Annotated in this window: 1 protein-coding gene; it reads left to right on the forward strand. The window is 47.3% G+C overall.

What is annotated here, in order from left to right; genetic code table 11:
• Positions 1-860, forward strand: an 860-nt coding sequence (locus R7190_RS26415) for a tandem-95 repeat protein (RefSeq protein ID WP_318137744.1), incomplete at both ends; no start/stop codon positions are given.

Here is an 860-nt window from a genome sequence, read left to right on the forward strand (position 1 = left end):
AACTACGTCGGTAAAGATACTTTCACCTACATCGTCACCTCTGGCGGTGTGTCTGAATCCACCACCGTTGAAGTCAATGTAACACCGGTCAACGATGCACCAGTGGCGAAAGATGACATCGCTACGACACAAGAAGACACCGCAGTTACTATCGATGTTCTGCCAAACGATTCTGATGTGGATGGCGATAAGTTGTCGATCCAATCTGCGACTGTTCCTGAAGCACAAGGTAAAGTAGAGATCGTTGATGGCAAACTGGTGTTCACACCGGCAGAAAACTTCAATGGCCACGCTGAAATCACTTATACCGTAACGGACGGTCAATTGACCGACGAAGCGAAAGTAACTGTTACAGTAAATCCAGTGAACGATGCGCCAACCATCAAGGTTGATGCAGTAGAAAGCATCACTGAAGATGCAGTGAACACTGATACGGTAGTCGCAACCTTAACGGTTCGCGATACTGACACGCCAGAAGACCAATTAACCGTTTCTCTAGAAAACAACTCAAACGGCTACTTCGTGTTGGTTGGCAATGAAGTCAAGCTGACTCAAGCGGGTGTTGACGCGGTTAACAACGACGAACTCAACCTTAAAGACCTAACGATCAGCGCATCAGTATCGGATGGTGTTAATCCAACGGTTAGCGACAGTGATAGTTTGGTTGTGAATCGTGCTAACGATGCACCGACTGTTGAAAATGCCATTGCAGACCAAGTGTTATCGGAAGACTTCGCGACCTACACGATTGATTTAAACGACGCATTTAAAGACAGCGACTCCGCACTGAACTTCTCAGTGTCCGGCAACAGCAACGTGTTGGTGTCGATTGAAAATGGCATCGCGACCATTAGCCCAAC

The sequence above is a fragment of the Vibrio sp. 1078-1 genome, assembly GCF_033340475.1.